General features: G+C 59.4%; 22 protein-coding genes and 1 pseudogene. 10 read left to right on the forward strand and 13 right to left on the reverse strand.

All coding sequences use genetic code 11. The features are described 5' to 3' along the window. Positions 1–16: 16 nt before the first annotated feature. Together bcp and C9411_RS21220 are read right to left on the reverse strand one after the other, a co-directional pair. Positions 17–481 (reverse strand): thioredoxin-dependent thiol peroxidase, encoded by a 465-nt coding sequence (bcp, locus tag C9411_RS21215; protein WP_049271993.1) that lies wholly within the window; start codon positions 479–481, stop codon positions 17–19. A gap of 2 nt (positions 482–483) precedes the next feature. Further along, positions 484–1,089: a glycine cleavage system transcriptional repressor gene (locus C9411_RS21220; RefSeq protein WP_369919484.1), complete on the reverse strand. Its 606-nt coding sequence runs from the start codon at positions 1,087–1,089 to the stop codon at positions 484–486. A 110-nt stretch (positions 1,090–1,199) separates the two neighbouring features. On the opposite strand from C9411_RS21220, the gene dapA reads away from it, so the two are divergent. From dapA to ypfH, 6 genes are all read left to right on the forward strand, one after another. After that, the gene (gene dapA / locus C9411_RS21225) at positions 1,200–2,081 is read left to right on the forward strand and encodes a 4-hydroxy-tetrahydrodipicolinate synthase (RefSeq protein WP_043147806.1); all 882 of its coding nucleotides are present in this window, start codon (positions 1,200–1,202) and stop codon (positions 2,079–2,081) included. A 16-nt stretch (positions 2,082–2,097) separates the two neighbouring features. Continuing rightward, on the forward strand, positions 2,098–3,150 hold the full coding sequence (bamC, locus tag C9411_RS21230; RefSeq protein WP_033648812.1) for an outer membrane protein assembly factor BamC: 1,053 nt from the start codon (positions 2,098–2,100) through the stop codon (positions 3,148–3,150). Positions 3,151–3,320: 170 nt separating this feature from the next. Further along, the gene (gene purC / locus C9411_RS21235) at positions 3,321–4,034 is read left to right on the forward strand and encodes a phosphoribosylaminoimidazolesuccinocarboxamide synthase (RefSeq protein ID WP_107227874.1); all 714 of its coding nucleotides are present in this window, start codon (positions 3,321–3,323) and stop codon (positions 4,032–4,034) included. 209 nt (positions 4,035–4,243) lie between these two features. After that, the gene (locus tag C9411_RS21240) at positions 4,244–5,113 is read left to right on the forward strand and encodes a neutral zinc metallopeptidase (protein ID WP_060428635.1); all 870 of its coding nucleotides are present in this window, start codon (positions 4,244–4,246) and stop codon (positions 5,111–5,113) included. 56 nt (positions 5,114–5,169) lie between these two features. After that, positions 5,170–7,182 (forward strand): tRNA(Met) cytidine acetyltransferase TmcA, encoded by a 2,013-nt coding sequence (locus C9411_RS21245; RefSeq protein WP_107227875.1) that lies wholly within the window; start codon positions 5,170–5,172, stop codon positions 7,180–7,182. Positions 7,183–7,302: 120 nt separating this feature from the next. After that, positions 7,303–7,992 carry an esterase gene (ypfH, locus tag C9411_RS21250; RefSeq protein WP_063990465.1) on the forward strand — a complete coding sequence of 230 codons (690 nt, stop codon included), beginning with the start codon at positions 7,303–7,305 and terminating at the stop codon, positions 7,990–7,992. 30 nt (positions 7,993–8,022) lie between these two features. Here ypfH and C9411_RS21255 read toward each other — a convergent pair whose 3' ends face one another. From C9411_RS21255 to C9411_RS21275, 5 genes are all read right to left on the reverse strand, one after another. Further along, positions 8,023–8,208, reverse strand: coding sequence for a YpfN family protein (locus tag C9411_RS21255; protein WP_060428639.1), 186 nt, complete (start codon positions 8,206–8,208; stop codon positions 8,023–8,025). Between the two features lie 2 nt (positions 8,209–8,210). After that, positions 8,211–8,885: a M15 family metallopeptidase gene (locus C9411_RS21260; protein WP_063990464.1), complete on the reverse strand. Its 675-nt coding sequence runs from the start codon at positions 8,883–8,885 to the stop codon at positions 8,211–8,213. Next, positions 8,882–10,009: a succinyl-diaminopimelate desuccinylase gene (gene dapE / locus C9411_RS21265; RefSeq protein WP_063990463.1), complete on the reverse strand. Its 1,128-nt coding sequence runs from the start codon at positions 10,007–10,009 to the stop codon at positions 8,882–8,884. Before dapE ends, C9411_RS21260 begins: the two co-directional genes overlap by 4 nt. Then, positions 10,006–10,392, reverse strand: coding sequence for an ArsC family reductase (locus tag C9411_RS21270; RefSeq protein ID WP_060438228.1), 387 nt, complete (start codon positions 10,390–10,392; stop codon positions 10,006–10,008). The genes dapE and C9411_RS21270 overlap by 4 nt, the downstream gene beginning before the upstream one ends. Before the next feature lie 254 nt (positions 10,393–10,646). Beyond that, the gene (locus tag C9411_RS21275) at positions 10,647–11,198 is read right to left on the reverse strand and encodes a LuxR C-terminal-related transcriptional regulator (RefSeq protein ID WP_063990462.1); all 552 of its coding nucleotides are present in this window, start codon (positions 11,196–11,198) and stop codon (positions 10,647–10,649) included. 529 nt (positions 11,199–11,727) lie between these two features. On the opposite strand from C9411_RS21275, the gene C9411_RS21280 reads away from it, so the two are divergent. Then, positions 11,728–12,153 carry an N-acetyltransferase gene (locus C9411_RS21280; protein ID WP_063990461.1) on the forward strand — a complete coding sequence of 142 codons (426 nt, stop codon included), beginning with the start codon at positions 11,728–11,730 and terminating at the stop codon, positions 12,151–12,153. Positions 12,154–12,160: 7 nt separating this feature from the next. On the opposite strand, the gene C9411_RS21285 is transcribed toward C9411_RS21280, so the two are convergent. Continuing rightward, on the reverse strand, positions 12,161–12,592 hold the full coding sequence (locus C9411_RS21285) for a GNAT family N-acetyltransferase (protein ID WP_107227876.1): 432 nt from the start codon (positions 12,590–12,592) through the stop codon (positions 12,161–12,163). A gap of 9 nt (positions 12,593–12,601) precedes the next feature. After that, positions 12,602–13,081, reverse strand: coding sequence for a tetratricopeptide repeat protein (locus C9411_RS21290; RefSeq protein WP_063990459.1), 480 nt, complete (start codon positions 13,079–13,081; stop codon positions 12,602–12,604). 216 nt (positions 13,082–13,297) lie between these two features. Here C9411_RS21290 and ypfM point away from each other — a divergent pair, with 216 nt between their 5' ends. Continuing rightward, positions 13,298–13,357 (forward strand): protein YpfM, encoded by a 60-nt coding sequence (ypfM, locus tag C9411_RS21295; RefSeq protein ID WP_100396732.1) that lies wholly within the window; start codon positions 13,298–13,300, stop codon positions 13,355–13,357. 126 nt (positions 13,358–13,483) lie between these two features. On the opposite strand, the gene acrD is transcribed toward ypfM, so the two are convergent. After that, positions 13,484–16,618 (reverse strand): multidrug efflux RND transporter permease AcrD, encoded by a 3,135-nt coding sequence (gene acrD, locus C9411_RS21300; RefSeq protein ID WP_107227877.1) that lies wholly within the window; start codon positions 16,616–16,618, stop codon positions 13,484–13,486. A gap of 294 nt (positions 16,619–16,912) precedes the next feature. Between acrD and C9411_RS21305 the strand changes: the two genes are divergently transcribed. Then, a complete protein-coding gene (locus C9411_RS21305; protein ID WP_004941750.1) occupies positions 16,913–17,191 on the forward strand; it encodes a helix-turn-helix domain-containing protein in 279 nt (92 codons plus the stop codon). 32 nt (positions 17,192–17,223) lie between these two features. Here the strand turns inward: C9411_RS21305 and C9411_RS21310 are convergent, their stop codons facing one another. Next, positions 17,224–17,856, reverse strand: a complete 633-nt coding sequence (locus C9411_RS21310) for a response regulator (RefSeq protein WP_107227878.1) — start codon at positions 17,854–17,856, stop codon at positions 17,224–17,226. Between the two features lie 161 nt (positions 17,857–18,017). After that, positions 18,018–19,694 (reverse strand): nitrate/nitrite two-component system sensor histidine kinase NarQ, encoded by a 1,677-nt coding sequence (narQ, locus tag C9411_RS21315; RefSeq protein WP_107227879.1) that lies wholly within the window; start codon positions 19,692–19,694, stop codon positions 18,018–18,020. A 390-nt stretch (positions 19,695–20,084) separates the two neighbouring features. Between narQ and nudK the strand changes: the two genes are divergently transcribed. Beyond that, complete coding sequence (nudK, locus tag C9411_RS21320) at positions 20,085–20,660, forward strand: GDP-mannose pyrophosphatase NudK (protein WP_033635486.1); 576 nt, start codon at positions 20,085–20,087, stop codon at positions 20,658–20,660. Positions 20,661–20,710: 50 nt separating this feature from the next. On the opposite strand, the pseudogene C9411_RS21325 reads toward nudK, so the two are convergent. Further along, a pseudogene (locus tag C9411_RS21325) lies at positions 20,711–20,889 on the reverse strand (transketolase); the annotation flags it as partial.

Below are 20,889 nucleotides of genomic sequence, written 5' to 3' on the forward strand. Positions count from 1 at the left end.
CTGCGCTTCGTGAGAATTACTGCTGCAGGTAGCTCAGAACGATGTCGTGGTGATTGGTGGTTTTGAAATCATCAAACACTTTTTCAATCTTGCCTTTGCCATCGATCAGAAAACTGATGCGGTGAATACCGTCGTAGGTCTTGCCCATGAAGGTTTTCTCGCCCCACACGCCAAACTGTTGCGACACCTGATGATCTTCATCAGACAACAGCGTGAAGTTGAGCAGCTCCTTTTCGGCGAAGCGCGACAGTTTTTCCGGCTTGTCGGTGCTGATGCCCAGCACTTCGACGCCGACCTTTTTCAATTCGTCCATGTTGTCCCGCAGGCCGCAGGCTTGCACGGTGCAGCCCGGCGTCATCGCCTTCGGATAGAAATAGACCAATACTCGCTGTCCCTGGAAGTCGGCCAAATTAATTTCCTCACCGTCCTGGTCAGGCAAACTAAATTTCGGCGCTGTGTCACCGGCTTTCAATGGGCTCATCACTACTCTCCATCTTTCTCGTCATGCTGTGGATAGTTCACCACGCTAATACTGCCTTGCGCGTTCAATTCTGTACATAGGCGATGGAAGGCTTGCTCAATATTTGAGGCGTCCCGATCGCCGGAGCTGTGGGCGGTGATTTGGATATACAGCTGCGGCGGCAGGTCGCCCTCCGCCGGCTGCGTGCGCGAGACCAGTTCGGCGATATTCATCTGGCTGGAGTCGAACAGATCGGTAAAGCGTTCGATGATGTGCGGCGAGTCCTTCACTTCTACCTGCACCCACACCGTGGCCGGCATCGGCGGCCTTTCGTGCGAGTTTGTGCGCTTCATCACGATCAGCAGATCCAGCTCCGCGCCTTTTTGCGGCAGGGTGGATTCGATCAGGGTGATGGCGTTCCAACTGCCGGACAGCAGCATGATGAACGTGAACTCCTCTCCCAGCATGGCCAGACGGCTATCTTCGATATTGCATCCGCAACTGCTGACGTGGCGGGTGATGGTATTGACGATTCCGGGGCGGTCGGCGCCGAGCGCGGTAATCACGAGATAGTGTTCGTCTGACTGAGGCAAAATAGCGCTTCCTGTCGTGCTTAATGGGGTTACCATGGTAAACATAAAAAAAACCGCCTGCCAAGCGCTTACAACGCGGTTGTGCGCTTGCTTTTGGATAGGCAGCAAAAGTACCATGAGTGACTTGTTTGTGGAGGGGACGGCCAATGTTTACGGGAAGTATTGTTGCACTGGTTACGCCGATGGACGACAAAGGTGCTGTCGATCGCGCGAGCCTGAAAAAATTGATCGATTATCATGTAGCCAGTGGCACCGCGGCGATCGTTTCCGTAGGGACCACCGGCGAGTCCGCAACGCTTGCCCATGACGAGCACGTTGACGTGGTGCTGCAGACGCTGGAGCTGGCCGACGGCCGCATTCCGGTGATCGCCGGCACCGGCGCCAACGCCACCGCCGAAGCCATCGCGCTCACCACCCGCTTCGCCAATACCGGCGTAGTGGGCTGCCTGACGGTGACGCCGTACTACAATAAGCCGACGCAGGAAGGGCTGTATCAGCACTTCAAGGCGATCGCCGAGAGCACCGAGCTGCCGCAGATCCTGTACAACGTGCCTTCGCGCACCGGCTGCGACATGCTGCCGCCGACCATCGCTCGGCTGGCAAAAATCAAGAATATTGTTGCTGTAAAAGAAGCGACGGGGAACTTAAGTCGCGTTAGTCAGATCCAAGTGCTGGTTGACGATGAAGACTTCATCTTGCTGAGCGGCGACGACGCCAGCGGGCTGGACTTCATGCAACTGGGCGGCAAAGGGGTGATTTCCGTGACGGCCAACGTGGCCGCGCGCGAAATGGCGGAACTTTGCGCGCTGGCGGCGCAGGGCAAGTTTGCCGACGCGCGCCGCTTAAATCAGCGCTTGATGCCGTTGCATCAGGATCTATTTGTAGAAGCAAACCCAATTCCGGTGAAGTGGGCCTGTAAGGCGTTGGGATTGATGGCAACCGATACGCTGCGTCTGCCGATGACGCCGTTGAGCGAAGCCGCCCGCCCGGTGGTGGAGCGCGCGCTGAAAAGCGTCGGTTTGCTGTAACTCTAAGGGAAATTTGATGGCTTATTCATTGCAAAAGTCGACGGTAGCAAAAGTAGTGGGCATCTCTTTGGTGATGATGCTGGCAGCCTGCAGCAGCGATCAGCGCTACAAGCGCCAGGTCAGCGGCGACGAGGCCTACCTCGACGCGGCTCCGCTCAAAGCGCTGAACGCGCCGTCCGGCATGATCCTGCCGGTGCAGAGCGGCAACTATGACGTTCCCGCCACGACGCTGCAAGGCAACGTCGGCAAGCAGCTGGACATTCGTCCGCCGGTGCAGCCGCTGGCGCTGCTGAGCGGTTCACGCGCGCAATACGCCGGCGACAGCGGCACGCTGCTGCTGGAAAACAGCCCGCAGAACCAGAACCTGTGGTCGCGCGTGGTCAGCCTGCTGCAGGCGAAGAACATCGCGATCGCTTCCCGCCAGGACGCCGGTCAGACCCTGACCACCGACTGGGTGAAGTGGAACCGTCTGGACGAAGACAACCAGTACGAAGGCCGTTATCAGATCAGCGTGCAGCAGCAGGGCTACCAGCAGGCGCTGGTGGTGAAAAGCGTTGGCCTGCAGCAGCAGGGCAAGACCGAGCAGGTGACCGATCAGTCTGAGATCCAGCGCTACAACGGCATGATGATCAACACCCTGATCGAAGGCCTGGACAAGCAGGACAACCTGGCGAGCAGCCAGACCGCCAGCCGCTTCGGCGCGCTGGATGTGCAGAGCGGCGCCGATGACACCGGCCTGCCGATGCTGGTGGTGCGCGGCCCGTACACCGTCGTGTGGGATCGCCTGCCGCCGGCGCTCGAAAAACTGGGGATGAAAGTGGGTGACCGCAGCCGTCCGCAGGGCACCGTCGCCGTGACCTACAAGTCCCTGAGCAGCAGCGATTGGGATGCGTTGGGCGTCAAGGATCCTGAACTGGCGGAAGGCGATTACAAACTGCAGGTCGGCGATCTTAACAACCGCACCAGCCTGCAATTTATCGATCCGAAAGGCAAACCGCTGACCCAGTCGAAAAACGACGCACTGGTGGCGGCATTCCAGTCTGCCTTCAGTAAAACCAGCGTTAACTAATCAAAAAGGGGCTTCGGCCCCTTTTTGTTTTATCGATACGGTATCGTTTGCGTCGCAGGTTTGGCACAATAGTGTCCGGCACGCCAAAGAATTCATTAGGTCAATTCTATACCCCCTAATTTCGGGCCGCGCTCGGGAGACATCGGGGATACATCACTGGAGTAAGTAAGATGCAAAAGCTAGCTGAGCTGTATCGCGGAAAGGCAAAAACCGTTTACACCACCGAGAATCCCGATCTGTTGGTGTTGGAGTTCCGCAACGATACGTCAGCACTGGATGGTCAGCGCATTGAGCAGTTCGATCGCAAAGGCATGGTGAACAACAAGTTCAACCATTTCATCATGAGCAAACTGGAAGAAGCCGGCATCCCGACCCAGATGGAGCGTCTGCTGTCCGACAACGAAGTGCTGGTGAAGAAGCTGGACATGGTGCCGGTGGAATGCGTGATCCGCAACCGCGCCGCCGGTTCGCTGGTGAAGCGTCTGGGCATCGAAGAAGGCCTGGTGCTGAACCCGCCGCTGTTCGATCTGTTCCTGAAAAACGACGCCATGCACGATCCGATGGTCAACGAATCCTACTGCGAAACCTTCGGCTGGGTGAGCAAAGAACATCTGGCGCGCATGCGTGAGCTGAGTTACCGCGCTAACGACGTGTTGACCCAGCTGTTCGACGACGCGGGCCTGATCCTGGTCGACTTCAAACTGGAGTTCGGCCTGTTCAACGGCGAAGTGGTGCTGGGCGATGAGTTCTCGCCGGACGGCTGCCGCCTGTGGGACAAAAACACTCTGGACAAGATGGACAAAGACCGTTTCCGTCAAAGCCTGGGCGGCCTGATCGAAGCCTACGAAGAAGTAGCGCGCCGCATCGGCGTGAAACTCGACTAAGCGTCGGCACCGCCATTCGGGGCGATCCGACCGGATCGTCCCGCTATTCTGCGTTTTTCCAGAAAATTTCTACATTTCCTCCGCGGCAGACCATTTATAATGATGGATGCGAGATGACTAAAACCTATCCCACTCAGGCTTGAAGCTGCCTTTGCGCTTACGATCGCGGCGCAACTTCAACGAGCAGGGGAAATATCTGGAGTATATTTATGCGTTGGCAAGGGCGTCGGGAAAGTGACAATGTTGAGGATCGTCGCGGGCAGTCTTCAGGTTTGGGCGGCGGTGGCGGCGGTTTCCGCGTGCCGGTGCGCGGCAAGGGCGGCATCGTCATTCTGGTGGTGGTGCTGGTGGCCGGCTATTACGGCATCGATCTGTCGCCGCTATTGAACGGCGGTAACGTCGCACCGCAGGGTCAACAACAGAGCGCCAACATCAGTCCGAAAGACGATGAGCTGGCCAAATTCACCTCGGTGGTGCTGGCTTCGACCGAGGATAACTGGAAAGAGATTTTCCAGCGCATGGGCAAAACCTATCAACCGCCGAAGCTGGTGATGTATCGCGGCGTGACGCGCACCAGCTGCGGCACCGGTCAGGCGGCGATGGGGCCGTTCTACTGCCCGGGTGACAAAACGGTGTATATCGATCTGTCTTTCTATCAGGACATGAAAACCAAGCTGGGTGCCGGCGGTGATTTCGCCCAGGCCTATGTGGTGGCGCACGAAGTCGGCCACCACGTGCAGAACCTGTTGGGCATCGAGCCCAAGGTCCGCCAGATGCAGCAGGGCGCCAGCCAGGCGGAAGTGAACCGCCTGTCGGTGAAAATGGAGCTGCAGGCGGACTGCTTCGCCGGCGTGTGGGGCAAATATGCCGAGAAGCAGCAGATGCTGGAAGAGGGCGACCTGCAGGCGGCGCTGAACGCCGCGCAGGCGATTGGCGACGATCGGTTGCAGCAGCAGAGTCAGGGCCGCGTCGTGCCGGACAGCTTCACTCACGGCACCTCGCAGCAGCGTTACACCTGGTTTAAACAGGGCTTCGACAGCGGCGATCCCAATACCTGCAACACCTTTGCATCCCGTTAACGCCTCAAGTGCCGGAGCCTGACTCCGGCATTTTTTTCGGATTGAGACACAGCCTTATGTTACAGGCAGCGCAACAACTCATGCGGCGACAGGGCATCCGGCGCCTGCTGGTGCTCAGCGGCGAACCCGACTGGTGTCGCGAACAGGCACAGCGGCTGGCGGCGATCCTGCCGGGTGACTGGCCGTGGGTGGGGGAAAACCCGCCGCCCGGCCCGACGGCGTTGGCGAGTGGCGCCGTGCGCCAATTGCTGGGGCAGGAGCGGCTGCACGCGGTGTTCGATGCCAGTCAGTCGCTGGACGTGGAGGCGTTGGCGGCGCTGTGCGGCGCATTGCGCGCCGGCAGTTGGCTGCTGTTGCTGACGCCGCCCTGGCGGCAATGGCCTCAGCAGCCGGACGGCGACAGCCTGCGCTGGAGCGATTGCCCGCAGCCGATTACCACTCCGCATTTCATCCACCATTTGCAGCAGCATCTGGCCGATGACCGCGAAGTGACGATCTGGCGGCAGGATGAGCCCCTGACGCTGGCCGCGCTGCCGGCGCGCGAGGGTTGGCAACCGCCGGATGGCCGGCCGACCGGGGAACAGCAGGCTATCTTGACGACGCTGCTGCAGGCCGAATCCGGCGTGTGGGTGCTGACCGCCGCGCGCGGTCGTGGCAAATCGACGCTGGCCGGCATGCTGGTGGCGCAGTCGCCGCTGACCTGTTGGATAACCGGGCCGAGCCGCGCCGCCACTGAGGTGGCCGGGGAGTGGGCGCAGGGGCGCGCGCAGTTTTGGGCGCCGGATGCCTTGCTGGCGCAGTGCCGGGAGGGGGACGTCAGCGCCGTGGGCTGGCTGCTGGTGGATGAAGCGGCGGCGATCCCCGCGCCGCTGTTGCAGCAGTTGATCGGTTATTTCCCTCGCGTGTTGTTGACCACCACGGTACAGGGGTATGAGGGTACCGGCCGCGGTTTTCTGCTGAAGTTTTGCGCCGGGCTGCCTTCCTATCAGGCGTTGAGCCTGCAACAGCCGATGCGCTGGGCGCAGGGGGATGCGCTGGAACGGATAACGGACAATGCGCTGTTGTTTAATGAGCTGCCCGCCTGGCCGGCGGATGGCCAGGCGATCGATTACAGTCAGGCGGAGCAGCGTGAGCTGTGCGCCGATCCGCAGCGGCTGGCGCGTTTCTATGCCCTGCTGAGCAGCGCGCATTACCGTACCTCGCCGCTGGATTTGCGCAGGCTGATGGATGCGCCCGGCATGCATTTCGGGCTGGCGCAGGCCGGGCAGGAGGTAGTTGGTGCCGTGTGGCTGGTGGACGAGGGCGGCTTGAGCGCCGAGTTGGCGCACGACGTGTGGGCCGGCCGCCGCCGGCCGCGCGGCAACCTGGTGGCGCAGTCGCTGGCGGCGCATGGCGGCCAGTGGTGGGCGCCGACGCTGCGGTCACGCCGCATTACCCGCACCGCGACGCTGCCGGCACTGAGGCGGCAGGGTATCGCGCGTCAGCTGGTCGAGCGGCAACGCCGTCAGGCGCAGGGGCTGGATTTTCTGTCGGTCAGCTTCGGCTATACCGAGCCGCTGTGGCGCTTTTGGCAATCCTGCGGTTTCGAGCTGGTGCGCATCGGCAGCAAGCCGGAGGCCAGCAGCGGCTGCTATACCGCGATGGCTATCTTGCCCCTGAGCGAGCAAGGAGAGGCGCTGCGGCACGCGGCGCACAAGCATCTGGCGCGCGACTGGCCCTGGCTGCGGCAGCGTATTGAACTCGCGCTGGCGATCCCGGGCGACGACGGCGATACGCCGCTGGGCGAAGAGGATTGGCGCGAGCTGGCCGGGTTCGCTTTCGCCCATCGGCCGCTGGAGGCCAGCCTGGGGGCATTGCAGCGTTTGCTGTTGGCCAGCAATCTGCCGCTGCCCGCGCTGCGCGGCCATCTGCAACGGCGGCAATCCCCGGCGGCCTGCGCGGAGCTGGCGGGCGTCAGCGGCCAGAAAGCCTTGCTGCGCCACTGGCGGTACGAAGCGGCGCAGGCGCTGGAACAGCTGAATGCGCAGCACTGTCGCTACTGGCGCGACTGGACGCAGTCGTTGCAATAAATTGAATAACTCGCTCAATAAAACCCGATTTTCCCGATTTCTCAACGGCGTATAGTCACTGTCAGCGGTGTGGCGGCGACTGTCGCCGCACCAGGTTTGGTTACTATTAAGGAGTCATCGATGAAACATGAGCATTTCGTTGTCCAAAGTCCGGCGACCCCGGCGGCGCAGCTGATCTTGCTGTTTCACGGTGTCGGCGACAACCCGGTGGCGATGGGGGAGATCGGCAGCTATTTCGCCAAAGACTTTCCTCAGGCACAGGTGGTGAGCATCGGTGGCCCCGAAGCGTTCGGCAACGGCGCCGGGCGCCAGTGGTTTTCGGTGCAGGACGTGACCGACGAAAATCGCGCGGCCCGCATCGCAGACGTAATGCCGCAGTTTGTGGCGGTGGTGCGCCATTGGCAGCAGCTGAGCGGTGTAGGCTATGCCGGCACGGCGCTGGTGGGGTTCTCGCAGGGGGCGATCATGGCGCTTGAGGCGTTGAAAGCGGAAACCCGGCTAGCCGGGCGCGTGGTCGCGTTCAGCGGGCGTTTCGCTCAGCTGCCCGAGCAGGCTTTCGGCGACAGCGTGGTGCATTTGATCCACGGTGAAGAGGACGCGGTGATCGCGGTGCAACACGCTCACGCGGCGGCAGAAGCGCTACGGGCCGGCGGCGCCGATTTTACGCTGGACGTGGAGGAAAACGTCGGGCACGCAATCAACCAGGGCATGATGAACGCCGCGCTGGAAAGGCTGCATTATTATGTGCCGCAGCGCTACTGGGACGAGGCATTGTCCGGCAAGCGCGGCGAGCTGATCGCCTTTCGCTAAAAATTCAGGGCGCCGATGAGCGCCCTGATGTCATTTCTTTTTCGGCCAGTCGTCTTCGTCATCCCACTGGGCGTTGTTGTCGCGGTGCGGCGGTATCTCCGGCTTGTTGGCCAGATAGCTTTTCACGTCGACGCGGCGCAGTTCCTTAATGCCGCTGACGACCATTCCCACCAGGATCAGCAGGATAATCCACCAGTAATCAGCTAACCATTGCATAGCTACTCCTTTCCTTCACTGCGTATAAAACGCGAAAAAATCGAGGGCAGATGGCGTTCGAGCCATTCAACACCGGCGACCTCCTTATCTTGCCAGGCCGCCAGCAACAGCGCCGGGGTCAGCAAATGTTCGGCTTCTTGCGCCAGCGGCCGGTAGCTCAGATGCCACGGCTCCACCGCCACGCCACCGCTGTCTTCGGTAAAGGGGCGATAGAAACCGAACTCGGCCATATGCGCCGTCAGCCATTGGTTGAGCGGCGCAAAGTAACCGCCTTCTTCATATTCCCACGGCTCCAGCTGCAGCTTTTGCCCTTCCGGCAGCAGCGACGGATCGTAAACGTCCAGATCGCTGCCCCAGTGATGGCGGCTGGCGCCCGGCAGGGCCGACCAGCGCAGGATCGCCTCACAGCGCTCGGCGGCGGACAGCGGCGCAACGTCTATCGGGCGGCTGTCCTTATCTAATACTGGCCGCTGGCCGCAGAATTTGCCATTCCAGATAGCCAGTTGCCGGTCGAAATCGCGGAAGGTGCTGGCGGGCTGGAGATCGAATCCCGCCTCACGCGCGGCCTGCTGCATCGCCAGGAAGGCGTTGACTGCCTGCGGCTGCAGCCGATGGTTCCCGCTCAGCGGCGCCAGGTGTTCGGTTGAGCGGCCGGTGAGCATCTCTGCGTTGATCATGCGACCAATTGCTCCATGATGCGTTGATACATGCGGCTCAGCAGCTGCAGATCCGCGGCGTTGACACATTCGTTGACCTTGTGGATGGTGGCGTTGACCGGCCCCAGTTCTACCACCTGCGCGCCCATCTGCGCGATGAAGCGGCCGTCGGAGGTGCCGCCGGTGGTCAGCAGCTGCGGCGTCAATTCAGAATAGTGCTCGACGGCGTTGACCACCGCATCCACCAGCGCGCCGCGCGAGGTGAGGAACGGCTGGCCGGACAGCCGCCACTCGATGCTGTAATTCAACTGGTGGCGTTCCAGCAGCTCTTCCACGCGCTGCTTGATCATCGCGTCGGTGAGTTCGGTGCTGAAACGGAAGTTGAATTGCACGTAGAGATCGCCCGGGATCACGTTGTTGCTGCCAGTGCCTGCCTGCACGTTGGCGATCTGCATGCTGGTCGGCGGGAAGAACTCGTTGCCGCGATCCCATTCGATCGCCACCAGTTCATTCAGCGCCGGCATGGCGCGGTGCACCGGGTTGTCCGCCAGGTGCGGATAGGCGACGTGCCCCTGTACGCCGTGGATATGCAGGTTGGCGGTGATGGAGCCGCGACGGCCGTTTTTCACCACGTCGCCGACGCGCTCGGTGCTGGACGGCTCGCCGACCAGGCAGTAATCAAGCCGCTCGTTGCGCGCCATCAGCGTTTCGACCACTTTAACCGTGCCGTGGGTGGCGCTGGCCTCTTCATCTGAAGTGATCAGAAATGCCAGGCGGCCCCGATGATTCGGGTTGGCGGCGACAAAGCGTTCCGCAGCTACCACCATCGCGGCCAACGAGCCTTTCATGTCTGCCGCACCGCGGCCATAAAGCATGCCGTCGCGGATTGCCGGTTCAAACGGCGGATTGTCCCAGCGTTTTTCATCGCCGGTCGGCACCACGTCGGTGTGCCCGGCAAACGCCAGGGTTTGCCCTTCGCCGCGCCAGGCCCAGAAGTTTTGGGTGTCTTCGAAGTCCATGGCTTCGACGGTGAAGCCGATCGCCTGCAAACGTTCGATCATCAGCTGCTGGCAGCCTTCGTCATTCGGGCTGAGGGAAGGGCGTTTGATCAACTGCTGGGCCAGTTCGATAACCGGGCAAGTCATACGGCAACCTCGGCGATAAATTGTTGGTAAGCGTCGGCGTTGAAACCGAGCAGCGCGTGGCCGTTGCCGTCGTCCAGCAGTGGACGTTTAATGATTGCCGGTTGCGCCAGCATCAGCGCGATGGCGGCGTCGGCGTTATCGCAGGCATTGCGCTGCGCTTCATCCAGCTTGCGCCAGGTGGTGCCGCGGGTATTGAGCAGCGGCTCCCAACCCAGTTGCGCGACGAAGCCGCGCAACTGCTGTTCGGTCAGGCCGTCGGCGCGATAGTCGTGAAAATGATAGGTCACGCCCTGATCTTCCAGCCAGCGGCGGGCTTTTTTGATGGTGTCGCAGTTTTTGATGCCGTACATCGTCAGCGTTGTCTGTTGCGGTTTGTTTGCCATGGCGTAAAGCTACCTGTCTCGTCGAGTCGATACTGGGCGGCGGACGCGATCTTAGGCCTTCTCGCCGCCCGGCGATAGCAGAGATAATGCCAGTAAAGCGGCGGCGAGATCCAGACAACGATGCGCGTGAGATGCGATTGGGGGCCAGGGAAAGAGGCTGTCAAAGCGATGAAACGGCGACCTTCGCCGGCGGTGCTGTTAAAAGACGCCGGCGAATGCGTTCAGCTACCCCTGCGGTTCTGGGAAAGAAAACGCTATTCTTTATTTATTCTTATGTTTAAACGATCGGTTAAACACCGTACGCGGGTAATATGCAACAGCGGTTTTATCCTGCTGGTGCCGAATTTTTTCATTATTCGCGACTTGTAATGATTGGCGGTTTTATTTCTGATATTCATGGCATTGCTGATATCGGTCAGCGATTTTCCCGTCGACCACTCCGAGAGGAAAAGGGACTCGCGCTGGGAGAGTTGCGGCGGCTCGGTATAGTGACTGTAACGCTTATATAAGTCGCCGATCAGGTGGCTGAAACGGCTCAATGATATAAGGTTTGATAATATAATGGTCTTATTGTCGACAATCACCATTTCATGCGGGCAGTCGGTGATAATGACTATTTTGTAGGTGTTGGGGTTGGCATATTCATCGCGGTAACGCGCTTCAAAATTGGCGATGGTGACATCGATAAAGCAGACTCTTTTGCGGCTAAAGCCGGCCGGTGCACGTTTTTCCGCCCAGGTTTGCTTAAAGAGTTGTCGGATGCCGACGGTGGTATAGGCACACTCGCTGAAAATATCAATTTCCATTTTATTATAGTCCTTTACTTTCTATTTCCCGGTGAGGAACGATATCTTAAAACATAAAAAAAGAAACAATCTAAATAATTTCACATTGAACTTATCTTGTCGCGCAGACGGAGGCCCTCTCTCGGCAGCGGCAAATAAGGAAAGTCTCATATACTAACATGATTTATAAAGAGTAAATCTGCTTTTTAGCCGGCCCTTTGGCCGGAGGCGGTTTAATAGAATAGAAATCCTCTATTAATACTCAGGTTATTAAAAGGAATTAACATAGATGCCACCTATCGCGAAATTAAATTCGATCGTTTTTATCGATAGCTTTAGCGTGGCTGATTTCGTTAATGAGTTAATAACTAAGATATTTCTTGTTTTCTTGCCGTGATGGCGGTTTTATTTTGAACGGTGGAAAGACAGTCGATGAGTTTATGCGGAAATTCGGTTTGAAATTGAGATAAAGATAAATCTAAACAAAGAAAATGCGATGTTTTGAGCGACGAACAGCGCGTAATGTGGGCGATTGATACGGAGAGCTGGTGTGAAAGAATGTCATATCGAAATTTCCGATCGGGTAACACCGGAAATAACGTCTTGTATTGCGGAGGGGTTGGACCGTTTTAATGATCAACAGATCGGCTACGGCGATCGTCTGCCGCTGGCGGTGGTGGTAAAAGATCCCGACAGTGGGGACGTTCTGGGGGGAATTACCGGACGTTCATCATTAGGGCTGCTGTTTCTCGATCTCTTTTATCTGCCGGAAGCGCTGCGCGGCGCGGGGTTGGGCAGCGAACTGTTGCGCCGTTTCGAACAGGAAGGCCGCCGGCGCGGTTGCCTTTCGGCCGTGTTGTACACCATCAGCTTTCAGGCGCCGGACTTTTATCAACGGCATGGCTGGCAGCGTATGGGGGAGGTGCCTTGCTTGCCGCCGGGAACCAGCCGCGTCTTTATGAGCAAAACTTTGTGAAGCGCGTTTAACGCACGTAGCCTCCCTGTTGCAGGCGCTGCAGAGAGGCGCCGTCCGCATACACCATGCCGGTGGCCAAATCGTGAAAGCCGTACTTTTTATAGAAGGCCCGCTTTTCCGGCACGGAATAGATGAAAATCTTGCCGAGCGGCGCCAAATCTTGCATTACCCGATCCATCAACCTGCGTCCCAGCCCTTGCCCTTGAAAGCGCGGATCGATCGCCACGTCGGCCAGGTAGGCGACCGAGGTCAGATCGCTGATGGCGTGCGCGGTGGCGATCAGTTCGTCGCCGATAAACCCCCAATAGCAAAACTGGCTGTGTTGGTAAACGCGCCGCAGGGTGTGCGGATCGCGTTTGCCCAGCCCGGCGGCCTCCAGCAATTCGCACAGCCGCTGCCAGTCGATGGCGCGGCGGTTCAGATCGGTGACAATTTCCATCGTTTTCCTCTAACCAATAAGATTGAGATCGGCGGCATAGTGCCGAATGGCGCGCTGATAGCCGCGAATGTCGGGGTCTGACGAGGTGTCCGCCAACAGCAACAACAGATCGGCCACGGCCCGTTTATTTTCACCCAGGTTGTACAGCGCCATGGCGCGAAACAACATCAGCTCGTTGGCCTGCGGGAACTCGGTCAGGCCGTCGTCGAAAGCCCGTAACGAAGCCGGATATTCTCCCAGGGCGCGGTAGGTGCTGCCGAGGCCCAGCCAGGCCTCGCGGCGCTGGGCGGGCGGCAAATCGCGGGCCAGCGCCGCGAGGTAGCAGGGAATGGCCTGTTGCTCCAGGCCCTGCACGTCATACAGGCAGGCCAGCTGAAGGTGCAATATCGCCGCTTCCGGTTCGGCCGCCAGTTGCCGTAACGCCAGCGCAGTCGCTTCCTGATAGCGGCCCTGCGTTTTCAACTGCGAGAGAGACAAAGAGGTGGACATGATCGGCGCTCCATTGGCGTATTTTTATACCTTTTACACGCTACCGTGGAGAAATTGATATCACAAGGGAATAGCTGCACAACACATTGATGAGATAAATACGAAAATGTGCGCTAAGCCCGGTTTCCGGGCCCGGCATCGTTCCCGTTTCCCTTCACATGGTCAAAAAACAGGCGTAGAATCCGCTTCGTCAAATAATTGAGGTTGTAAAGTATTATGGTTGATCGTGAATTAGGAAACTGGAAAGACTTCATTGATGAGATGTTGGGCAACTGACACAGCGTTGAAGCAGATGGCAAGGTTGAGTCATTGGAGCGTCACTGAAACACCTTGGGAACGAGATTATCGTTCGAAATAAAGCAGCATCGGTAACCCGACGCTGCTTTTTTTATGCGCTGTCTGTTACTCCTCGGTGGTCGGCGTGGCTGCCGGATGCGGTTTCCCCGGGAAGCGGCGGCGCACCAGCACGAAGAACAGCGGCACGAAGAAAATGGCCAGCAGGGTGGCGGAGATCATGCCGCCCATCACCCCGGTGCCGACCGCATGCTGGCTGCCTGAGCCGGCGCCGCTGCTGATGGTCATCGGCAGCACGCCGAAGATAAACGCCAGCGAGGTCATCAGGATCGGGCGCAGACGCATGCGTGAAGCTTCGAGCGTCGCCGACATCAGATCCTGCCCTTTCTGATTCAGTTCATTGGCGAATTCGACGATCAGAATGGCGTTTTTCGCCGACAGCCCAATGATGGTCAACAGGCCGACCTGGAAATAAACGTCGTTCTCCAGCCCGCGCAGCCAGGTAGCGGCGACCGCGCCGATCACCCCCAGCGGCACCACCAGCATCACCGAGAACGGAATCGACCAGCTCTCGTACAGCGCCGCCAGACACAGGAACACCACCAGCAGCGAGATGGCGTACAGCGCCGGCGCCTGCGAGCCGGACAGCCGTTCCTGATAGGACATCGCCGTCCACTCGAGGCCAAAACCGGTCGGCAGTTGGCTGACCAGTTTTTCCATTTCCATCATGGCGGTGCCGGAACTGACGCCGTTAGCCGCTTCGCCGACGATCTCCAGCGCCGAGCTGCCGTTATAGCGTTCCAGCCGCGGCGAACCGTACTCCCAGTGCGAGCTGGCGAAGGCCGAAAACGGCACCATGCCGCCCGCGCCGTTGCGCACATACCATTTGTTGATGTCATCCGGCAACATGCGGAACGGCGCCGCGGCCTGCACGTAAACTTTTTTCACCCGCCCGCGGTCGACGAAGTCGTTGACGTAGGTCGAGCCCCAGGCGGTGGAGAGGGTATTGTTGATGTCGTCGATCGACACGCCCAGCGCTTGCGCCTTGCGTTGATCGATGTCGATTTGCAACTGCGGGCTGTCGTCCAGGCCGTTGTGACGCACGCGCGACAGCAGCGGGTTTTGCGCGGCCAGCTGCAGCAGCTGATCGCGCGCCGCCATCAGCTTGGCGTGGCCGAGCCCGGCGTGGTCCTCCAACTCCATATCGAAGCCGGAGGAGTTGCCGAGGCCGGTGATCGCCGGCGGACTGCTGGCGATCACCCGGGCTTCGTTAATCTTGCTGAATGCCAGCGTGGCGCGATCGATGATGTCGAATGAGCTGTTGGCGCCCGCCGTGCGCAGGTCCCAGTCTTTCAGCCGAATGAACAGACGCGCCACGTTTTGGCCGTTGCCCCCCGGCCCGGAGCCGATGATGGCGAACACCGACACCACGTCCTGTTTCTCTTCGGTGAGGAAGTACTGTTCGACCTTTTCCACCACTTTGGACGTTTGCTGCAGGGTCGAACCTGCCGGCAGCTGCACCTGTACGGTGAAGATGCCGCGGTCTTCCTGCGGCAGGAACGAGGTCGGCAGCTTGATGAACAGCAGCGCCATGCCGCCCAGCAACAGCAGATAAATCACCATGTATCGGCCGCTGGCGTGCAGGATGCGCCCCACGCCGCGCTCATAGCGTTCGGTGTTGCGGTTGAACATACGGTTGAACCAGCCGAAGAAGCCGCGCTTGCCGTGGTGGTGCCCCTTGGCGATCGGTTTGAGCAGCGTGGCGCACAGGGCCGGGGTCAGGATCATCGCCACCAGTACCGACAGCACCATGGCGGAGACGATGGTGATGGAGAACTGGCGATAGATGGCGCCGGTGGTGCCGCCGAAGAACGCCATCGGCACGAACACCGCCGACAGCACCAGCGCGATGCCGACCAGCGCGCTCTGGATCTGCCCCATGGATTTGCGCGTGGCCTCGCGCGGCGGCAGGCCTTCTTCGCTCATCACGCGCTCGACGTTTTCCACCACCACGATGGCGTCGTCCACCAGCAGGCCGATCGCCAGCACCATGGCGAACATGGTGAGGGTGTTGATGCTGAAGCCGCAGGCGGAAAGGATGGCGAAGGTGCCCATCAACACCACCGGCACGGCGATGGTGGGGATCAGCGTGGCGCGGAAGTTCTGCAGAAACAGGTACATCACCAGGAACACCAGCAGGATGGCTTCCAGCAGCGTTTTCACCACGTCTTTGATCGAGGCTTTGACGAACGGGGTGGTTTCATAGGCCACTTTGGCCTCCAGCCCGTGCGGGAAGTACTGCGACAGCTCGGCGATCTTGTCCTTCACCAACTGGTCGGTCTGCAGTTCGTTGGCGCCGGAGGCCAGCTTGATATTCATGCCCGCGGCCTGCATGCCGTTGTAGCGGCTGAGGTAGTTGTAGTTCTCGCCGCCCAGTTCGACGGTGGCGACGTTGCCCAGCGTCACCAGCGATCCGTCCTGATTGACCCGCAGGGTGATCTGACGGAACTGTTCCGGCGTCTGGAGCTGCGACTGGGCGTTGATGGTGGCGTTCAACGCCTGTTTATCGACCGATGGCGTGCCGCCCAGTTGGCCGACCGCCACCTGGGCGTTCTGCGATTGAATGGCATTGACCACGTCCTGGGTCGTGAGCTGGTAACTGTTGAGCTTGTTGGGATCGAGCCAGATGCGCATGGCGTATTGCGAGCCGTACACGTCCATGCTGCCGACGCCGTTGATGCGGCTAAGCGGATCCTGCAGGTTGGAGACGATGTAATCGGCGATGTCCTGCTTGTCCATGCTGTTGTCGGTGGAGACGAACGCCACCATCATCAGCGTGGTGTCGCCGGATTTCGACACCGTGACCCCCTGATTCTGCACCGCCTGCGGCAGGCGCTTGATCGCCGCCTGCAGCTGGTTTTGTACCTGCTGCATCGCCTCGTTGGGATCGGTGCCGGCTTCGAACGTCAGCGTGACGGTCGCCTGGCCGGTATTGGTGCTCTGCGACGACATATACATCATGTTGTCGAGGCCGGTCATATTCTGTTCAATGATCTGCGTGACGGTGTTTTCCAGCGTTTGCGCCGAAGCACCTGGGTAAGTTGCGCTGATGCGCACGTTCGGCGGCGCCAAATTCGGGTATTGTTCCACCGGTAAAGAAAAAATCGCCAATGCCCCGGTCAGGCAAAGAATAATTGCCAGCACCCAGGCGAAAATCGGGCGATCAATAAAAAAATTGGCCATGCAGCGCGAACCTCGTTATGACTTGTTCTATCTTTAAAACGCATCGGAAATATGCATTTCAGCGGCAGGGAAGGATTCCGGCGCTATTGCACTTTACTCGGGATAGTCGAGGAAAGCGTGGAGAAAAAAAGGAGATAGTGTAAATAACGGTAGCGGAAAACGGCGTGGATGCACCGGCGTCGATAATTGTACGCTATTAAGACATTTTTATTACTATCAAAGGCCTTGCGCATGTCTTCGCCGCAGGGAACAGGAAAGTAAAAAACTGGACTCACCTTACAGCAGGAGCTTGGCATGGGAATTAACCCGGTATTTGCCCGTCGGCTTTATTTATGCTGGCTGATTAGCCACAGTGAGCGGCCCAATGTGCCGCGGTTGATGGCGTTGACCGGCTGGCCGCGCCGCACGTTGCAGGATGTGCTGAAGGCGTTGCCCGGCATGGGCGTCGAGTTGCAGTTCGTGCAGCAGGGCGTGCGCAACAACGACGGTTTCTATCAGCTGGAAAGCTGGGGGCCGTTCAACAAGAGTTGGGTGCATCAGCATCATCAGGCGCTGCTCAGCGCCATCGAGTAAGTGGCCCCGGCGTATTGGCCGGGGCGGGGCGATCAGTGGCTTTTGTACTCCAGGTACATCACCGTCGCCGCCACGCGAGAACGCACGTCCAGCTTGCGCAGTATGTTGCGGATGTGCACCTTCACGGTTTCCTCAGAGATATGCAACTGCGCCGCCACCTGTTTGTTGGACAGGCCGCGCGCCACCTCTTGCAAGACGTCCAGTTCGCGTTCGGTCAAGGCGGTGAAGGGATCGCGCTGCTCGCTGCGCGCCAGCAAATAGTCGGCCATGGCATCGCTGATCACGTTCTGCCCCTCGGCGGCGGCGCTGATGTGTTCCAGCAGTTGCTCCGGCTCACTGTCTTTCAGCAGATAGCCGTCGGCGCCGGCGTCGATCAGCGCGTACAGATCGCTGCGCGCGTCGGAGACCGTCAGCACGATGATGCGCGCGTCCACGCCTTCGTCGCGCAGGGCCCGCAGCGTATCCAGCCCGGACATGCCCTTCATGTTCAGATCCAACAAGATCACGTCCGGAGCGTACTGCAGCGCCAGCGCAACCGCCTCGCTGCCGTTGCCGGCCTCTGCCACCACGCCAAATCGCGCATCCAGTCCCAGCAGTTGTTTGATGCCGCGCCGCATCAACGGATGATCGTCAACGATCATGACTCGGTATTGCTTCATCACCATGAAATATGCTCCCTGTAGCAAGTAAAGCAACTCAAACGCGCCCGGAGGCGTGCTTCACAGTGGGACTGTCTCTTCAAAAATAGCGGCAATCTGCACCGCAAACCTCTCCGGGCGGTCTTCTGCCCGGCGGTAACCGTAACGCAGGGTGAACAGCCGCAAGGTCAGGGCGAGAATGTCAGGCAGACCGCCGTGCCGCCGCCGCTTCTGCGCCGGATGCGCAGCGTTCCTCCCAGTCGCGCCGCGCGTTCGCTCATGATGGTCAAGCCGTAATGCCCTTCCGGTTCTTCCAGACTGGCGATGCCGCAACCGTCGTCGGTAATACTGAATACGTTGTCGCCTGCGGCGTTGACCTCGCAACACACCGCGATCTCGCTTGCTCCGGCGTGCTTGACGGCATTGAGCACCGCTTCGCGCACGATCTGCAGCGCGTGCACCTGCTGCTGGGCGTTGAGCGCCTGCGAGGGCAGCCGACAGTGTAACTGAATCCGCGCGGGGGTTAGCGCCTTTAATGGCTGCAACAGTTGCTCCAGCGCGGCATTCAGATCCGCCTCCTGAATGTTGAGGCGGAAGGTGGCCAGTAATTCTCTCAGCTGGCGATAGGCATCGGCCAGCGTGCGATCGAAATCGTCGATAATCGTCTGCGCCGCCGGATCGTCGGCGGCGCGCCTGAGCAGCGTCAGCTGGATGCGCAGGAACGACAGCGTCTGCGCCAGCGAATCGTGCAGCTCGCGCGCGATGGTCCCACGCTCTTCCATCAACAGCAGATATTGGTACTGCTTTTGCGCCCGGTTGAAGTAGACGCCGCGCCCCAGCATGTTGGCCAGGCTCTGCATCAGGTGAGGATGCGGCGGCTGCGCTTCTGACTGCCATCGCAACTCGCCCAGCAGTTTATCGCCTTGGGTGATCGGCAGCGCGCTCCAGGTTTGCGCCGGCGCCGGCTCTCCTTCGTTCAGTTGCCACTGGCCATGATCGTCCGCCACGTTCAACCGGATGCAGCGCAGTCGTTCGCTTTGGCGCACGATGCGCAGCACATTTTCGAACGCTTGCTGATCGATCTGGCGCACGCTCAGCGCCTGCGAGCAGCGATACAGCACCTCCAGCGTTTCGTTGGCCTGCTGCAGGCGGCGGGTCTTTTCCTGCACTTTCAGCTCCAGCGACTGATAGAGCCGGGCCAGCTCGTCCGACATGGCGCTGAAGGTTTGCGACAGCACGCCGAGTTCGTTCGGCAGCGCCACGTCCAGCTGCGGGTGGCGAAAATCGCGCTGTTGCACGCGCTGGCTGGCATCGACCAGATGCTGCAGCGGCGTGACCACCTGGCGGCGCATAAAACGAATGCAGAACAGCACCAGGCCGATGATGGCGGCGTAGCCCAGTACGCTGACGGCGGCCACCAGGGTGAGTTTCAACTCGGAATAACGCTGCAGAGCGGAAACGAAATGATCGACGCGGTTGACGTAGCCGGCGACCTCCGCCCGGTAGGCGGCCGCCTGCCCGTCACGGATCTGCCGCTCCATCGTTTGCCATGTTCGTTGCAGCGCCAGATAGTGGTTGCGCACCTCAGCCGGAACGTAAAAGCGCGCCAGCTTTTGCAGCGCCGGCGCCTGTAAAGATTGTCGGTACTGCTGCAGGTGCAGCTCCAGCTCCGGGCTCTGCCGGTCAAGATCAAAGGCCAAGCGGTAGCTTTGCATGCGCAGCGAACCGGCAATGTTGATCGCCTCGGCATCGCTTTGGCTGCCGGCGACGGTCGTCAACGCCAACCCGGTGGCGAGCACCGACAGTATCACGATGCCGAACAGCGCTCTGGCCAGGCTGCCGGTCACGGAACGTTTAACAAGCAATCACGGAATCCTTTTCTCTCAGGTGAGGCGCTTCGCCAGTTTCATTCGAAAGCAAAACTATAACTTTTGCAACTAAATTGCACCGCGATTTGTATCAAGTTGTCAACAAAACGGGAACAATTGTCGTTGTGTAATCAAATGAATAGCGAAATGCCCACCGATGTTCAGCGGCGGGCCGGTTTCCTCTGGTGATTTGTCTTTGGGGGGCGAATCGCACTGGGTTTTATGCAATGTCATGCGCCTGAGCGCGACTTATTTTCCATTATTTTAAGCAATGTTAAGTCCCGGCTTGTCCGGCGGGGTACGGTGTGATTTTTGTTGCAAATCGTCTGCCGCGGCGCGGCGTAATCGCGGTATGATCTTCAGGTTGCAACTCAAGGGAAAAGGGTCATGTCGTCGAAAATTGAGAATGTGAAGAAAGAGCTGTTGTCGGACAACTGGTATGTGCTGCACAAGTACACGTTCGATCTGAAACGCAAAAACGGCGGTTCGGTGCAACAGATGCGCGAGGTCTACGATCGCGGCAACGGCGCCACCATTTTGCTGTACAACCGCGCCAAGGGCACGGTGGTGCTGACCAATCAATTCCGCATGCCGACCTATGTCAACGGCAACGAAAGCGGCATGCTGCTTGAGGCCTGCGCCGGCCTGCTGGATGCCGACTCTCCGGAGCAGTGTGCGCGCCGCGAAGCGGTGGAAGAGACCGGTTTTCAGGTGGGTGAGGTCAAGAAAATCTTCGAAGCCTACATGTCGCCGGGCGGCGTGACCGAGATCGTGCACTTCTTTATCGCCGAATACCATGACGATGAGCGACGCGCGGCCGGCGGCGGCATTGAAGATGAAGATATTGAAGTGATCGAACTGCCGTTCAGCGAAGCGGTGGCGATGATCGCCGATGGCCGTATTAAAGACGGCAAGACCATCATGCTGCTGCAATATTTGCAGATTCATCGGGTGATGGCATAAAAAAAGCCGGTCACGATGACCGGCTTTTTTATCGGCTGGCGCCGGGTTGCTTACTTCAGCAGCGCCTGCGCCTTGGCCACCACGTTGTCCACGGTGAAGCCGAACTCGGCGAACAGCTGCTCCGCCGGCGCCGACTCACCGAAGGTGGTCATGCCCACGATGGCGCCGTTCAGGCCCACGTACTTGTACCAGTAGTCCGCGATACCCGCTTCCACCGCCACGCGCGCCG

The organism is Serratia sp. Nf2 (genome assembly GCF_003028435.1).
Lineage (GTDB): Bacteria > Pseudomonadota > Gammaproteobacteria > Enterobacterales > Enterobacteriaceae > Serratia > Serratia marcescens_L.

Excerpts from the sequence above, each read along its gene's own strand:
- C9411_RS21270 (WP_060438228.1), bottom strand. The coding sequence starts at position 10,392 with ATGGCAAACAAACCGCAACAGACAACGCTGACGATGTACGGCATCAAA.
- dapE (WP_063990463.1), bottom strand. The coding sequence starts at position 10,009 with ATGACTTGCCCGGTTATCGAACTGGCCCAGCAGTTGATCAAACGCCCT.
- C9411_RS21310 (WP_107227878.1), bottom strand. The coding sequence starts at position 17,856 with ATGGTGATGAAGCAATACCGAGTCATGATCGTTGACGATCATCCGTTG.
- C9411_RS21260 (WP_063990464.1), bottom strand. The coding sequence starts at position 8,885 with ATGATCAACGCAGAGATGCTCACCGGCCGCTCAACCGAACACCTGGCG.
- nudK (WP_033635486.1), top strand. The coding sequence starts at position 20,085 with ATGTCGTCGAAAATTGAGAATGTGAAGAAAGAGCTGTTGTCGGACAAC.
- C9411_RS21255 (WP_060428639.1), bottom strand. The coding sequence starts at position 8,208 with ATGCAATGGTTAGCTGATTACTGGTGGATTATCCTGCTGATCCTGGTG.
- dapA (WP_043147806.1), top strand. The coding sequence starts at position 1,200 with ATGTTTACGGGAAGTATTGTTGCACTGGTTACGCCGATGGACGACAAA.
- bamC (WP_033648812.1), top strand. The coding sequence starts at position 2,098 with ATGGCTTATTCATTGCAAAAGTCGACGGTAGCAAAAGTAGTGGGCATC.
- C9411_RS21240 (WP_060428635.1), top strand. The coding sequence starts at position 4,244 with ATGCGTTGGCAAGGGCGTCGGGAAAGTGACAATGTTGAGGATCGTCGC.
- C9411_RS21275 (WP_063990462.1), bottom strand. The coding sequence starts at position 11,198 with ATGGAAATTGATATTTTCAGCGAGTGTGCCTATACCACCGTCGGCATC.
- C9411_RS21290 (WP_063990459.1), bottom strand. The coding sequence starts at position 13,081 with ATGTCCACCTCTTTGTCTCTCTCGCAGTTGAAAACGCAGGGCCGCTAT.
- purC (WP_107227874.1), top strand. The coding sequence starts at position 3,321 with ATGCAAAAGCTAGCTGAGCTGTATCGCGGAAAGGCAAAAACCGTTTAC.
- acrD (WP_107227877.1), bottom strand. The coding sequence starts at position 16,618 with ATGGCCAATTTTTTTATTGATCGCCCGATTTTCGCCTGGGTGCTGGCA.
- C9411_RS21220 (WP_369919484.1), bottom strand. The coding sequence starts at position 1,089 with ATGGTAACCCCATTAAGCACGACAGGAAGCGCTATTTTGCCTCAGTCA.
- C9411_RS21305 (WP_004941750.1), top strand. The coding sequence starts at position 16,913 with ATGGGAATTAACCCGGTATTTGCCCGTCGGCTTTATTTATGCTGGCTG.
- C9411_RS21285 (WP_107227876.1), bottom strand. The coding sequence starts at position 12,592 with ATGGAAATTGTCACCGATCTGAACCGCCGCGCCATCGACTGGCAGCGG.
- bcp (WP_049271993.1), bottom strand. The coding sequence starts at position 481 with ATGAGCCCATTGAAAGCCGGTGACACAGCGCCGAAATTTAGTTTGCCT.
- C9411_RS21245 (WP_107227875.1), top strand. The coding sequence starts at position 5,170 with ATGTTACAGGCAGCGCAACAACTCATGCGGCGACAGGGCATCCGGCGC.
- ypfH (WP_063990465.1), top strand. The coding sequence starts at position 7,303 with ATGAAACATGAGCATTTCGTTGTCCAAAGTCCGGCGACCCCGGCGGCG.